The organism is Chryseobacterium sp. Marseille-Q8038 (genome assembly GCF_965111995.1).
The window spans coordinates 1-15100 of sequence record NZ_CBCOPN010000002.1; the positions used below are offsets into that span (position 1 = coordinate 1).

Sequence of the window (15100 nt, forward strand, 5' to 3'; positions counted from 1 at the left end):
ATTTAAGAAATCACAAAAACTAAAAGACGAATTATCTAAATGTTTAAAGGAAAATTATATTGAAGGAGTTGCCAAAATTTACATTGAAGAATTAGTGTAATTTACAAATTGGATACTAATTGTTTATAACACCGCATAAAGAGTAAGAAGAAACTTTCTGCATCGGAAAATAAAACCTTAATTCCTATTGACCATCCTAAAAACCGTATTAATTACAAAAAATAATAATTGCTAATCCTGCATACATCTTCACAGTAAGCTAAACAGCTACCTATCTGTATTTTCAGATAAGTAGCTGTCATATTTATCAGGCCTGAGTGATGGCCGTTTCAATGTCTTCTACAGCTTTCAGAAAGCTCGCTTCCCTCAGTTCCGGTATCACTGTACCTTCTGTTTTGAAAACTTCCACATCAGTGATTCCTATAAATTCAAAAAACGTCCTCAGGTATTTTTCCATATTCTCTACGATTCCATTATCATAAACTCCTCCTACCGCAAAATTCAGGTATACTTTTTTATTTTCAAGAAGACCTTTGAGTGTGCCGTCGGAGTAAGAGAATGTTTTCCCTGCAATGGAAATATGATCAATCCATGATTTCAATGTTGAAGGAATCCCAAAATTGTAAAACGGAACACCAATCACAATAATATCTGCTTCCTGGATTTCCTTTATCGCCTGATCTGAGAACCTTGAAACTTCTCTTTCCTGTTCATTTTTTTCTTCGTCTCTTACATTGAAGGCATTGAAGTGCTCAAGTTCCATATGAGGAATGATATCATTAGCCAGGTCACGAACAACAACCTTGCTCAAATTATCTTTTGTCAATAAATGTTCAATTACTGCCTGTGACAGTTTGCTACTTACCGAATCTTCACCGCTGATGCTTGTTTTGATATTTAAAATATTTGCCATTTCTAAATTTTTTGTTTTTGACAGGGACAAAATTATTGTAAATTCACATTCCAAAGTATAGCAGTTACCTAAAGGAAAGCAACATGGAAGAACATCATGATCATAAAGAATGCCTGCAGGCACTTAGACCCATTCGGGACACCCTGGACATCATCAGCGGAAAGTGGAAATTGCAGATTATCATTTCCGTGAATGCAGGAAACAGACGTTTTACAGAAATACGAAAAAGCATTCCAAAGCTGACACCAAAAGTCCTGGCAAAGGAATTAAAGGAACTGGAACAGAACGGACTGATTGAACGGATCGTAACGGAGAGCTATCCCGTCATTATTGAATATTTCCCGACAGATTATACCAGTACATTGGATCAGGTGGTAACTTCATTACAGGATTGGGGCGAGAATCATAGAAGACATATTTTTGGGACAACTCGTACACCTATAGAAAAAAGTAAGGTTACCGAAACCACGAATGAACAACACAAAATTATTTCTTCAAAATAGGAATTTACAGGTTGACTCTTTACCCTCACTACTCCTGGTACATTTCAGTTTCAGAAACGCTCAGTTCAGGAATTCTTCTTTGCTCTCTAAGTAACAGTGATCACTGCAGTTTATTTTTTTGGCCGGAAGTAATTTAATTCCCTTTATTTAATCGTTTGCTTTGAAAAATAGCGAAAAAGGGTAATGTTTTAGTATTTGTTTACAGCGGTAACTTTATCAAAAAATAAGTACCATGAACACAATTATTAAAAAACTATCCATTTTAAGTGTATTCGCTTCACTTATGGGTTTCTGCGCTATCCTTTTTGCTCAAGTTTATCCAATCGGGCAAATGGTTTTGACCACTTACGGTCAGTCTTTTACCATGTATAACACGGGAGTAATTGTTCAAAATGGAAATCCGGGAAATGCAGGCCAGGCAGTATATGACCAAACCGGAATTAATTATCTGTGTTTGCCTTCAGCAGTTCCTTATCAAAAGGCATTTTTTCTTGACTTTGATAGAAATATTATTGAATTAGATTACAGATTGGGATACCGGATTATTGGCTATTCCACGATTCCTGTCCCTCCCCGACCTGTGATGTTCCTGCCAAAACCAACTTACGATAATCAAATAGGGATTGAAACCGCTGACGGATTAAGACCCTTACCTACACAAATTGTGGATGAACAAAAACCTTTCGGGGACGTCATGATGACAAGCGAACAAACGGCTGTAGACTGTTATAAAAACACCATGAATCCTGACGGAACAATCAATCAGCTGGAATTCGGGGATTGTATGGTAACAAATATGGCTGGTAAAAAAGAACTTGAAATTTATAAGTGCGCCAAAAATTCAGAAACCCCTGAGGAACAAAGTCTTTGTATGCTCAGTATATTGGGAGGTTCAAAAGAAAGACAGATTACTCAGGATATGATGAAATGCTATAAAGAATATGGTAATAATTACGAAATGTATCCGCTTTGTTTCGCTGATAAAGTAAATAATCCGGAGTTAAAACAATTAGTTTCCTGCTTTAAAGATCAGGCCAGCAGTGGTCAGGTAACCTTTATGGGAACTGCTGTGTGCTACGGTGCAGGTAAGCTTAATCTGAATACGGAAGCACAAATAGCAGTGGAATGCGCTGTAAGTACCGGAGGCCAGCCTTATGCATTTGCAGGTTGTGCAGGCGGCCAATTGACCTACCGTGAATTAAGCAAATGTTTAACAAACGGTGTAGGTGGAGATCATGGATGTTTTGGAAAGAATAATACGATTGTTAAAGGATTAAATCAAATTGGAGATGCCTTAAAAAATCAGTTCGGACCTACAAATGATATCGTTAAAACATGGAATACGACCGTTCATGATTTGCAATACAGTCCCGGAAAAAACCATGAAGCCGTAAAAGTGGTCAGAAACATAAGTAATGAACTGGGGAAAGCAGGAACTAATGTAGGCAAAGAAATAAAAAAAGTAGTTCCCAAAATAAGAATCAAATGGTAATGAAGAAATAAAACAGATGCACTTACAGAAGTGCATCTGTACAATATTTAATCCTGCGACTACTTCTTCAGCATTTGAAAATTATATTTTATAGGGTTGAAAGGATTGACAGCTGTTCCTTCAACGGTTATTTTACTCGCAAGCAGTTCAAAATTCATATTTTGCGTGTTCTGTTTGGTAAACAATCCTTTTTTAGAAGCTGTGAATGTTATGACAACCTTTTTGTTTACCCCATCAATAGGAACCTGAACCGTTAATTCTTTAGGAAGAAGATTAAGTTCTATTTCCTTTTTATGCTGGTATAAAACTGCCGTATAATCCAGGTCATATTTTATTTTCCCGATGGCTGTTAAGGCTTGATTGGCTTTCACAGGATCAGAAATTACAGAGTAAATAATTTCTTTCATTGGAAATTCTGAATAGGAAATCAGGTTTTTCTTGGCCGTAAAAGCAACCGCTGTTTCTCCGTTTACAGTTCCCTGGGATACACTTGCTTTTCCTGTGTATTCACCATTAAGATCATCAAAACTGATGGTCACAGGATTAGGTTTTGGAGATTCATCATCATTACTGCAGCTTGCCAGAGCAAAAGGAATAGCCAGTAAGATCACAAGCATAGATATCAATTTTACATGAATGAATTTTTTCATTTTGATTTTAATTAATTATTTTGATTAAAAAAATATTTTACTGAGTACTCATCTATATAAATACAGAAATTCCATATCCTTGCTTGCGATTTAAAAAAATAAATTTAATCACTTGATTTACTGCACATTATTTTCAATACGGATTTCTATTGATCATGATTTTTTAAATTAATATCTCAACATTGAGACATTTGTCGTAAATTTGAGCCAATAAAAAATAATGAGTACTCAACAAAAAATTATTGATACCGCTATAACGGTTTTCAATGAAAACTTTTCGGCAACATTTGAAGAGATTGCAGAACATTGTAATCTTAACAGAAGGACATTGCACCGCTATTTCAAAAACCGGAACGAATTACTGGAAGCCTGCAACAAAAATATGATGCAATCCTGGGAAAATGCAGCTATTAAAGCTTATAACAGTTCCACAGATCCGCTGGTACAACTTGAAAACTTATTATATGCAGGAATTGAGAGCGGAACAAAGTATGCTTTTTTGATAAAACTGAATGAAATTGAACCTACCTATAAAACCGAAACAGGTAAGGAATATTTAAAAGTAAGAAATGAGCTGTTCAGTACAATTGAAAAACTACAAAAAGAAGAATTGATAGACAGCCAGTTACCATTAGTCTGGATAAAAATTCTTTTCACAAATACGATCACTGCAACCATCACCGCTTACAGATCCGGAGATATTGCTCCCAATGAAATAAAGAAACTAGCCTGGAATTCTTTTAGCAGAAGCATAGGCATGCAATTAAATAAACAATAATGATACATTCTTTTTTAATGATAGGCCAGTCCAATATGGCTGGACGCGGCTACGCAAAGGAAGTCCCTCCTATTTTTGACGAACATATTAAAATGCTGAGAAACGGATTATGGCAAATCATGTCAGAACCGATAAATTATGACCGTCCAAGTTCGGGTGTCGGGCTTGCTTCTTCATTTGCTGCTTCCTGGAGACTTGATAATGCGCAGAATGAAATTGGATTAATTCCATGCGCTGACGGAGGCACCAGTCTTGATGACTGGGCTGTGGATGGTGCTTTATTTGAAAACGCTATATCGCAAGCCAGACTTGCCCAACGAACAAGCGAAATCAAAGGAATCTTATGGCATCAGGGTGAGAGTGACTGCTCTTCTGAAAAGGCAGAAAAGTATCAGGAAAAGTTTTCTGAAATTATTGAAGCGCTGCGTAAAGAATTAAACAGTCCGGAAATTCCTCTTATCATTGGCGGCTTAGGCGATTATCTATCCCATGGAATATTAGGGCAGTATTTTATTCATTATCCTTTAGTCAATCAGCAATTGGAACAGTTTGCGCAGACTCATGAAAACTGTTATTTTGCCACCGCCAAAGACCTTACTGCCAATCCTGACGGTGTACATTTCAATGCTTATTCACAAAGATTACTGGGAATCAGGTATTATCATGCGTATCGGGATCTGAAAAACATCTTCAATCCTCTGCCTGATGAGGACAGCATACTGGAAAACATCTATAAGCGGTCTTACACTAAGACAGAAAAAATCAAACTGCTGGAACACGAATTTGCGGTCGGGAATATTGAAAGTAAAGATTACTTAAACGAACTAAAAGCGATCAGCCAGGAGTAAAAGAGCACTTTATAATCAGTCATAAAAAATCCAACATCTTTCCGATATTGGATTTTTTTATTCAATCAATTGATTTTACTCAAAATATAATCTAACAAATCAACAGCAACCTGTATGCTCCATCATTTTCAACAGGTGCTCTGTGAACACAAGGCAAGGCTGATTGCTCAGGATGATCTACAGCAATGCGCCAAAGATGGCCAACACCCAAATTGACAGGCTTTGCATCAGGCTTAGGCTGATAATGAAGATCAAAGAAATACTCTTTCAGGAAGTCTTCAAATTCTTCTTCCGGACCGTCGTGTAATGTTTTGAGCTGTTCCCGGATTTCAGGAATTAAAATTTTCTGTTCAACCTCATCATTGGCTATGATATCACTTGCTGCCCCGTGATAAGTACATAAAAAAGTATCTGTTCCTACAGGAGAACGGTCTACATGATATGAGTATACATCTGTTGAAATAAAACCAAGTTCTTCGTCACGTTCATAACATTTCAGTAAATTAAGAACCGGAGATGCTCCAAAATCTGTCAGTAACTGTAAATCATTTAAAATAATTTCCCTTGCGATACTGCCTTCTTCTGATAGTTGCAGTGCTAAAAGATCTTCACTGGTGACTTCGGTGATATTATCTTTTAACTGAAGCTTTGCCACAATTTCTTTAAAATCACCCGTCATATTTCGATGCCAGCAAATGGCATTCATCACTCCCTGAAAATGAGTATTTACAAGTTCAGAAAAGGAAGAAACCACTCCAATTTGACGATTATCAGAAAACATATTGTTCATATTTTGGAATAAACAGTTTAGCCATTTAATTCTGTGCAAAAATACGGAATAGGTTATTCAATTCCATCAACCAGCCATGATAAAAAAAACAGCGCCCTCTTTTGGAGAACACTGTTTTATATATAAGGTTATTAGTTTTCAGTTTTGTTTTTTTACTTCTTCAATATTTTTTCCGTTACTGTTGAAGATTTGGTTTTAAGTTTAACGTAATATACTCCTGTCTGAAGAGAAGATACTACAATCTGTTCCTGCATCATATTCAAAGTTCCCTGTTTTACCAGTTGTCCCGCAGCCCCAAAAATCTCATAAGAAACCAAAGGCTCTCTGCTTCTGATATTGAGCACCTCCTGAACCGGATTTGGGTATAATTGTATTCCAGCCTGAGCAGCAGTTTCTTCTACAGACATCTGGCTGCAAGCTGATTTAGCAAATTTTGTAAAAAAAGACTGAGATTTCCCTCCTGCTACATTAACAGCCATTGTATTGACATTATCATTGGCCTCTGTAAATAACTGATCATGAAAAAAACCGCCTACTACATAATTACCGTCTTTATCTGCGGCCACTGCCGTAAATTCATCGATAACATAATAGTTACTGCGAATCTCCCCTGTTCCCAAAACATCTCCGGTATCTTTGTTAAGTCTCACCAATAAAGGATCTGACCGATCTCCATCAGGGCGCACCATGGCATAGCTTCCCCAGATATCAGACCAGCTTCCTTTCGCAAATGCTATTTCATTTCCATTAATGGCAATTGTTCCTTTGGTAAAACGATAGCCAAACTGAAGGCCAGACATTCCGTCCGGAGTTCTTGCCCATTGTACTGTACCTGCTGCATTCATCTTCATAACAAAGGGAACGGCTTCAACATAGTTTCTCAGAGGAAAAGTATAGCTTCCGAAAGTTGCAGGCACTGTTATTCCGTTAAAATAACGTCCTGAAATATAAATATCTGAAGTCACCGGATCTTTTATAATGGAATGAATTTCATCATCCGTACTTGTGGTACCATTATTAAGTTCTTTTCGCCACACCTCAGCTCCGGTAGTACCATCAAAAGCAAACACATAAGCCGCTTTCGTAAATGGAACATTATTGTAGGAAAGATCAACCAGATTACTGAAGCCGGGATCCATCCTTTTACCTGCAATGTAATAACGATTTAAACCTTCATCATAGACAACATTCACTTTTCCCTCTCTTCCCACAATATTTATTGCATTTCCTGTGATAGGAAGAAGCAACGGAGTTGCTGGTGTCATATTACCATTATCATAATTAAACTTCACTGCATAATACTGATAAGTTGACGTAAAGGTTGAAGGTACCGTAATTAATCCATTTAAATGTGTTCCTGCTCTGAACCCCATTACAGCATGAATATTTTTGGCAGAATCCATATACATCATCTGCACATCGCACATGCGGGAAAAATAGTTAACATCTCCCTGTAAAGGCTTACTCCATGCCAATGTACCGTCCGAAGTATTATATTTCAACAGAAAAGCAGCTTTATGGGCAGGCTCTGTTGTCTGGTCATAATAGGTATACAGCGGTTGTGTGTGGGTATCATCAAAATGTACGGGAACCGCATTTGGATCTCCGATATATGAATTGTTATAAATGGTAGCCATAACGTATAATCCACCGTTATTATCCACTTTAATATGCCATGCATTTTCTCCGTCTCCTGAACCTCCTATTGGCCTGGACCATCTTATATTTCCTGCACAGTCTGCAGAAAACAGAAAAAGATCACTCAGTCCGTAATTGGTTACAGAAGTACCATTCAGGTTTTGTCCCTGTTCACGCATTGTGGCAAGATAGTAGGTGTTATTGTTGTCATCTACTACAATATCCCTTATGGATTCATCAAAGACATAATGAAACCCAGGATCAGCAGAACCTGTAAGCCCTCCTGCCTGTTTTCCCCATTGCCATTGATAATTCTGACTAAAAGATAATCCTGGTAATATCAGCAGTAATCCCCACAGTTTGTTTTTTAGTTGTATCATAAAAATTCATTTAATTATCACATACTATAAAAAAACAGTGCTCTCCGAAGAGAACACTGCTTTATAAGCTACTAATTTTTAATTAGTTTTCCTTGTAATGATGTGTCTCCCGTTTGTACAATAACGATATAAACACCTTGCAGCCAGCTTGTAACTTCTACGTCTACCTCTCCGGAAGCCGTTTTCAGTTCCTTACGGAATTTGACATTGCCCATGGCATCAAAAACTGTAATCTGTTTTGCCAGTAATTTTTCATTACCTGTATTATACGAGATTTTCACTTTTTCCTTCGCAGGATTTGGTATCATTTTCAGAGAAGAAACTGAAGCAGCCATTACACTTCTTCCTGCGCTTCTCATACCCATCCAGTTAGGATCTACCGCTTTGGTAGTAAACTTACATGTTTCATTTGAGAATAAGATCTCATCAGTACCCTGGAAGTTTGAGTTTGGATAGAATGCCAACGGATTAGCGTTCATATCATATACCCCGCCTGCCGGAATAGTAATAATGGACGGAATATAAACTCCAAATCCATTAAGACTTGAAACAGTAAGGCTTATAGGCTGGCTTCCACCATTGTAGATCACACCATATACTTTATAGTGATCTCCAGCCCATTTCATGTCTTTGATATTTGCTTCCAGCTTACATTCTGTTTCGAATCCACATTCTTTACCTGGATAGTAATTCATGGTTCCCGAAGTAAACTGACATCCCAAATGATCGATCTGAAGCTGATATGTTCCCGGAGCATTAATATACAACGGATAGATATAATCATTGTTTCCGCTCTGGATATTGTTTCCGAACAACTGCCACTCATGATGATCAAAGATTCCTTTAGGTCCTAAAACATAATTCTTTCTAAGACATTCATCATAACATCCTGTTGGGAACACCCACATCAGACTCTCAAGGCTTAACGGAACCTGAGTATTGCCTACTACTTTACATCCGCTTGGTGCAGTGTAAATAACCTGATAAGCACCCCCTTCATTTACCGTAATAGACTGACCTGTCATTCCGTTGCTCCAATTGTAAACTCCTGCAGATGGACCTGATGCTGTTAACACAACCTGATAAGGCTGGCAGTTTACCATATTATAGGTTACCGAAATTGGAGCTGGCGGACTATTTACCGTTACGGTAAAGCTTTTACTGCTTGTACATCCTGATGTACCCGGAGTTCTTACTTCCAGAGTATAAACATACGTACCTGCCGTTAATGGCCCTGTACTTAGAGCAATTGGATAAGGAGCAGAAGTCCATGGTACAACTATTGAATTTCCTTTTTTCCATTGATATTCCAATGTATTATCCGTTACAATACCAGTAAGGACTGTTGAAGATCCTTCACAGATATTAGCCACTCCGGATATGTTAACATATGGAGGATTTTTAAGAGTCACAGGGATTGCTTTAGTACTCATAATGCTTGTTCTACATCCATCTGATGATACCAGCACCGGCCAGTAATTACCAGATTGTGTTGGCGTGAACACAGGAGAGTTTGGCGCTCCTGATACAGGCTGAGAACCATTCATCCAGATATACTGGCTAGGAGATCCAAGCGTACTGGTAAATACGATATTAGGAGCACTTCCGATACATGCTACAAGAACAGGAGGCGCTATATCACCATCAAGAGTTGCCTCTTTCACATTCACAGTAATGACCGGAGAAAGATATTCACATCCCTGAGGAGTTCTAATTTTCAGCTGAATGGTTTTTGTTCCTGCAGTATTATACGTTATCGTAGCATCTGACCCTGTCGTAATATACGATGTACCATCAAAGATCCAGGTATATGTATTTCCCGGAACATAGGTTATTGGACTGAACGTAATAGGCGAGCGTGCACATAACCAGGCCGGAACCAGGAATGATGTATTAGGAATCGGAGCTAATGTAATAGTCTGCGTAGTGGTACATGTTGGTTTCCCAGGTGCAGACACTGTCATCGTAAAGGTATAAGTACCTGGTGCCAGATTATAAGTAGCAGATTGCCCTGTTTGAGTAGGCTGTCCCGGCGAAGTAAATGTATATGTAATAGATCCCGGATTAATTTCAAATATTGTAGAAGTGTTGAAAAGTGTTACACTGTATCCGTTTCCGCTACACACTGTACTGATATTGAATTTAGGCTCATAATTCTTTCTTACTTCTACTCCTTTACTGTACCAACATGAACCGTATCTCAGACGCACAAAAACAATGTGTGCTCCTGCAAGATTAGTCTGATATACCGGTGAAGCTGTTCCCTGACCAGAAACTAATGTAAGCATAGGATCAGACAACCATTGGATTTCGTCCGGAACTCCATTATAGGTTAAACCTGAAACTGTAATATTGTTACAAGCTGACCATGCCGGAACGAAGTTAATCTGAGGATTTGCCGTACAGCTTCCACTGCTTGGACAAGACTGAGTTACATTAATGTTTTGTGAAGAAACCACACAACCGTTAATATCTACAGCCTGTACTCTATAAGTTCCAAAAGCACCTGCTCCTGAGATAGTATACGAGTTGGTAGTTGCCCCCGGTATGATTGTATTATTTTTATACCATTGCCATGAAAGAATATTCGTAAGTCCTGTAGAACTGTTAGCCGTAATGGTATACGGTGTCATTGTTGTAGGATCACAAACTGCAATATTATACACCGGAGAAACAGTAATAATCGTTTCAGGGTATACAATAAAGTTAGCACTTGCGGTAGGTTTATAATTACATCCGTTCGTACCTGTATACGTTACAACAACCGTTTGAGAAACATTATTTCCTGAATTGTTCTGGATATATCCGTTATTCGGGAAGCTGTAAATTCCACTAGGGTTAAAGGCTGTAGTATACGTTCCACCAGGGAATGTGAAAGTCACATTCGTTGCTGAGGTAATGGTTCCTTGGTTAACTGTGAAAGTAAGGTTTGATCCTAAACAAATTCCTCCAACATTTGTGAAACTCACTACCGGAAGGGTTATTAAAGATACCGGCATAGTGATAATTTTCGTCACACCACACTTTACTATTTTTAAAACCAAGTCCGTAGTACTGGTTGAAGAAATCTCATTGAAGTTAACTGTAATATTAGCAGTACCCTGTCCTCCGATAACACTTCCAAAGTTGGAACTTGCAAATGACCATTCCATAAAATCCGGAACAATTCCATTCAGATTAGCACTGAAAGTTTGAGTGCTACTCGGACAGAAAGGTCCTGAATTTGGATTAATAACAATCGTGCTAAGATCCAGTTTCGTTACATTGAACGATTTTGGAGCCGAAAGACATGCTGCACTACTGATCGATTTATTCTGTGCAGACACTGTATATGATGTAGCACCAGCGTTAAATATAACCGTTACAGAAGGTCCCGCATTACTTCCCTGAATGGTTCCGTTGGTAACACTCCAAACCGGTACCATTCCCGAATCCACTGAGCTGATCGTATAAACATAAGGTTTTCCAGGGCATACTTTTGTTTCTCCGGAGATTGTTCCGTTGGGAGCCTGTGGAATTGGTAATACCTTAATAATTCTTGCATTGCTTTCACAACCTCCACCCTGCTTAGTAGCTGTAATGGTATACGTTCCTGCTGTCGCAAAGTTGTAGTTGAATATTCCCGTCATTACAGGAGAAGTATAAGTAGAACTTCCTGTGGTTACTTTCCAGATAACAGGCACGTTAGGAGAAGCCGTAAATCCCTGGCTTGTTCCTGCACAGATTTCATCTACGCCTCCACTTATCACTACCGGTGCCTCTACGATGATATCAATAGATGCCTGCCCTTCACATGTCAATAAAGTATTGAAATAATTAGCAGTAAGATGATAAGTACCCGGCTGACTTGCTGAGAAAACAACTTCGTTTCTCTGCTGTGTATTGGTCAGCAGACCTCCTGCAGGCCCCGATACATTCCATTGAACTTTCGTTGTAGGCCATTGAGGAATTGAATACGTGTACTGTCTTCCAGTACATATTACTTCCTGTCCTTTAACTTTTGCATTCTTTAAAACTACAGGAATTTTAATTGTCGTCCACTCAGGACAAGCACAATCAGACATATACATTACGTATCCGAAGCCGTCAAGCGGATCTACCTGATCCCATACTACTTCGATTTCGTTACCGTTATTGTTGATAATTGATCCTCCAATAACTTTCCATTGTCCTTTGTTACATCCATCCTGTGCACTGTATTTCTCAGTACTTCCTTCACATACTACGGAAGCACAGTTGATCTGTACAGGATCTGCTTTTAATACCTTGATCTTTTTTTTAATCCTGTCCTGGCAGCCGCACTTGTTGGTTACCGTTAATTGGATGGTATAATTTCCAGGATTAGCATACAAATGAGAGGGTTCAAAAGCGGTGGAAGTTGTACCATCGCCAAAATCCCAGAAGTAATTGATGATATCCGACCCTCCGTTCTGTTCAGAAAGATTGTCAAAATAAATCGTTGTATTTCTACATACCGTATCACCTAAGTTCAGTAATTCAAATTTAGCGATCGGTCTGTTAATCTTCACAATACAGATCGTCTGTGTTTCAACAGTTCCATCATTGTACGTGATCACAGCCTGTAAAGATCCGTTACCTGCTGATCCCCAGCCCACATTGGCTATGGTATTCGCGGGCCCTGAAGTAGTTACCGTTCCTCCGGAGACTGTCCATTGTACGGCTGAAACATTAGGTCCCTGCACCTCATAGGTGACATTTGATGCCTCGCAGACGCGCAGACATTGGGATGAATTGATGTAGGAAAAGGCGGTTCCGTTATCAGGGACCTGATCATCTTTCTCGCCACGGAATTCCTGGCATCCGACCTGAGCGGTCCATGTAATTCGAGCTTGAGCTTGTAGTACCCATGGTACCAAAAGCCAACATAGCAGGAGCCATCTGAAGATGTGCTGCCTACCAAAATAGGTGTTGTTTTTCATAGTTATTAAAAAAGTGTTATTAATTTTTTGTCAAATTAATAAAAAATTCAATACAATAATCATTTAATAGTGAAAAAATAACATAATTTTATAACTGAATTCCAACAATATAGATAAATTCATGCTTATATGTTATTTCACTACTCTATTAGTTATGCAAAAAAAATCCGCCCTTTCTTAATTTTTATAGCTACAGTCCATTTTAAACCAAATAAAATTCTAAATTTTAATGTATTAAATCCAAAAATAAATAACTAAAAGAACAATTTGTTTATTTTTTACTAATAAAAATGATTTTGAATTAAAATTAATCACATTAAAAAAGCTAAAAATAAAACTGCCTGTCTATTCATTATTCATAAATAACTTTCCATACATTTTAACAGTTTCAGTCTTCATGTATCAATGCGGCCAGCCCAAAATCACAATGATATTCTCAGGCATGATAAAGGAGAATTGCTGACAAGATTAAAAAACTATATCTTTGTTTTTTAAGGCTTATCATAAACATTTTATTTGAAGATCTTCTCTATGAAAAACAACAGCTTTTTATTTTCTGCAAAAGGAATCTGCACTGCCGCTTTTCTTTCCTTAAACACAATCGTTTATGCACAGAAAACAGCAGACCTCTCAACCATTTCAGAAAAAACATTAAATACCATCCTGGAAAAAAACAGAACATATTACACCCAGGGAAAAGTAGCAGATTACATTCCGGAACTGGGAAAAATGGATGCTAAAGCAATCGCTTTTTCAGTGGTAGATAAAAACGGGAAAGTATTCAACACCGGTGATGTAAGTAAGAAATTTACCATGCAGAGTATTTCTAAAATTATATCATTAATGGTTGCTGTAAACGAAAAAGGAGAAGCTCATATTTTTGATAAAATGGGATACTTTGGATCAGATAAACCTTTCAACCACTTTTCAAACCTTGAAACGACAGGAAAACCCCTTAATCCAATGATGAATGCCGGGGCTATTCTTACCACTTCACTGATCTCAGGAGATGGTGAGAAGCCATTCCTTAAAATACTGGATATGGTAAGATATATTACCAAAAATTCATCAATAGATTATAATAAATCAGTTTATGAATCCGAAAAATCAACAGGACACCGTAACCGCGGTATGTTTTACATCATGAAAAACAGTGGACTGATTTCAGGAAATGAAGACCAGCTGGACAACTATTTCAAGCAGTGTTCCATTGAACTTACTGCTGAAGATCTTGCAAAAATAGGCTACTTCTTTGCCAACCAATGTGTAAGATTCGACGGAGATTCCACCTATAAAAACGCAGATATGGCGAAACTGGTAGAATCACAGATGCTGACAGCCGGAATGTATGAATTCAGTGGCGAATATTCCAGAACAGTAGGCCTACCAAGCAAATCCGGCGTAGGAGGCGGAATTACCGTAAGTGTTCCCGGAAAAATAGGAATCGGAGTATTCAGCCCTGCTTTAGATCAGCATGGAAATTCACTGGCCGGATATCATATGATTTTAGATCTGGCAAAGCAGTATGGGTTAAGTATATTTTAATTCCTACCGTTCTTTTCTTTATATAAGCAGCTCACCAGATATTTGATTCAATAAAAGGTATTTTAATATAATTGATCCGAGATCATCTTTAAAATCCTTATTCGTTCAAAAAAACTCAACAATCAACCGATTCAAAAACAGTAAGTATATCAGATACTTACTGTTTTTTTATGAATTTCGGAAAGATATTTAAATTATTCTTAAAAATACCTATCTGTTTATTTATCAAAAAGATAGAAAAAATTCACAAATAATTCAAATTAAATCACATTATATTGATTAATTTTATTTAAATTCGCCTAGCCATTTTATCAGATTGATAAAGGTAATTCTTGCATTTCAGAACCCTATTCATTGTATATTATCTTTTTGTAATATACCTAAAAACAAATCTCTTGTTTTTGAAATATTTTATTTTTTATTCCTATATTTGCTTAACATTTTTTTAACTATAAATATTTATAGTTAAAATTTATAAGATTGTACCGGCCATGTTTCTAAGAATAAGGAAACAATAAATATACTTTAATAGTATTTGAATAATTGATATTTTCATATTAAAAAATCATTATCAAATAGCGTTTATAATTAAAGATATATTATAGTTTTATTATTTTTATTTC

The 15100-nt window shown here is 37.4% G+C and carries 10 protein-coding genes; 5 read left to right on the forward strand and 5 right to left on the reverse strand.

Going from position 1 to position 15100, the window contains the following annotated elements:
* Positions 1-307 precede the first annotated feature (307 nt).
* The gene (locus ACWPWS_RS13925) at positions 308-913 is read right to left on the reverse strand and encodes an FMN-dependent NADH-azoreductase (RefSeq protein WP_454046902.1); all 606 of its coding nucleotides are present in this window, start codon (positions 911-913) and stop codon (positions 308-310) included.
* Positions 914-996: 83 nt separating this feature from the next.
* On the opposite strand from ACWPWS_RS13925, the gene ACWPWS_RS13930 reads away from it, so the two are divergent.
* Both ACWPWS_RS13930 and ACWPWS_RS13935 read left to right on the forward strand, forming a co-directional pair.
* A complete protein-coding gene (locus ACWPWS_RS13930) occupies positions 997-1416 on the forward strand; it encodes a winged helix-turn-helix transcriptional regulator (RefSeq protein ID WP_454046903.1) in 420 nt (139 codons plus the stop codon).
* 232 nt (positions 1417-1648) lie between these two features.
* Complete coding sequence (locus tag ACWPWS_RS13935) at positions 1649-2908, forward strand: hypothetical protein (protein ID WP_454046904.1); 1260 nt, start codon at positions 1649-1651, stop codon at positions 2906-2908.
* Between the two features lie 59 nt (positions 2909-2967).
* Here ACWPWS_RS13935 and ACWPWS_RS13940 read toward each other — a convergent pair whose 3' ends face one another.
* On the reverse strand, positions 2968-3558 hold the full coding sequence (locus tag ACWPWS_RS13940) for a DUF4840 domain-containing protein (RefSeq protein ID WP_454046905.1): 591 nt from the start codon (positions 3556-3558) through the stop codon (positions 2968-2970).
* Between the two features lie 220 nt (positions 3559-3778).
* Between ACWPWS_RS13940 and ACWPWS_RS13945 the strand changes: the two genes are divergently transcribed.
* Together ACWPWS_RS13945 and ACWPWS_RS13950 are read left to right on the forward strand one after the other, a co-directional pair.
* Complete coding sequence (locus ACWPWS_RS13945; protein WP_454046906.1) at positions 3779-4336, forward strand: TetR/AcrR family transcriptional regulator; 558 nt, start codon at positions 3779-3781, stop codon at positions 4334-4336.
* Positions 4336-5184 (forward strand): sialate O-acetylesterase, encoded by an 849-nt coding sequence (locus ACWPWS_RS13950; RefSeq protein ID WP_454046907.1) that lies wholly within the window; start codon positions 4336-4338, stop codon positions 5182-5184. The genes ACWPWS_RS13945 and ACWPWS_RS13950 overlap by 1 nt, the downstream gene beginning before the upstream one ends.
* A gap of 91 nt (positions 5185-5275) precedes the next feature.
* Here ACWPWS_RS13950 and ACWPWS_RS13955 read toward each other — a convergent pair whose 3' ends face one another.
* The 3 genes from ACWPWS_RS13955 to ACWPWS_RS13965 all read right to left on the reverse strand — a co-directional run bounded on the left by ACWPWS_RS13955 (position 5276) and on the right by ACWPWS_RS13965 (position 12932).
* Positions 5276-5974, reverse strand: a complete 699-nt coding sequence (locus tag ACWPWS_RS13955) for a DUF1826 domain-containing protein (RefSeq protein ID WP_454046908.1) — start codon at positions 5972-5974, stop codon at positions 5276-5278.
* A gap of 152 nt (positions 5975-6126) precedes the next feature.
* Positions 6127-7992 (reverse strand): T9SS type A sorting domain-containing protein, encoded by a 1866-nt coding sequence (locus ACWPWS_RS13960; protein ID WP_454046909.1) that lies wholly within the window; start codon positions 7990-7992, stop codon positions 6127-6129.
* A 71-nt stretch (positions 7993-8063) separates the two neighbouring features.
* Positions 8064-12932 carry a PKD domain-containing protein gene (locus tag ACWPWS_RS13965; RefSeq protein ID WP_454046910.1) on the reverse strand — a complete coding sequence of 1623 codons (4869 nt, stop codon included), beginning with the start codon at positions 12930-12932 and terminating at the stop codon, positions 8064-8066.
* A gap of 531 nt (positions 12933-13463) precedes the next feature.
* Here ACWPWS_RS13965 and glsA point away from each other — a divergent pair.
* Positions 13464-14477, forward strand: coding sequence for a glutaminase A (gene glsA / locus ACWPWS_RS13970; RefSeq protein ID WP_454046911.1), 1014 nt, complete (start codon positions 13464-13466; stop codon positions 14475-14477).
* Positions 14478-15100 lie beyond the last annotated feature (623 nt).